The following is a 437-nucleotide window of genomic DNA, read 5'->3' as shown; positions in this document are numbered from 1 at the left end:
CTGACCAGCCACCTGCTGATAAGCAGCACGTTCGAGAGCTACCACAGTAGCGAAATGAAGTTGGCCGAAAAACTGATCTCCACGACTCCCGATCATTCGCTCACCCTGTTCGACAAAGGGTTCTACTCGTTGGGCTTGCTGCACCACTGGCAATCACAAGGTGAGCATCGACACTGGCTGATCCCTTTGAAAAAAGGCACTCAGTACGAGATCGAGCACAAGATTGGGCGCAATGATGCCTTGGTCATGCTGCGGACATCGCCTCAAGCCCGCAAGCAATGGCCAGGCTTACCGCTAGAAATTCGAGCGCGATTATTAAGCAAAACGATCAAGGGAAAGGTTGTAAGCGTGCTGACCTCCATGACCGATCCGCTGCGCTTCCCGTGCGATGAGATCGTCGATCTTTACAGTCAGCGTTGGGAAATCGAACTGGGCTA

The 437-nt window shown here is 52.9% G+C and carries 1 protein-coding gene; it reads left to right on the top strand.

Going from position 1 to position 437, the window contains the following annotated elements:
- Positions 1-437 (top strand): transposase (locus tag GHO32_RS26225; protein WP_153443128.1); only part of this gene is annotated, 437 nt, incomplete at both ends.

The organism is Pseudomonas sp. FSL R10-2189 (genome assembly GCF_009600325.1).
GTDB lineage: Bacteria > Pseudomonadota > Gammaproteobacteria > Pseudomonadales > Pseudomonadaceae > Aquipseudomonas > Aquipseudomonas helleri.
Note: the sequence above shows the minus strand (reverse complement) of the source record. Positions and strands in the feature narration are given on the sequence as shown.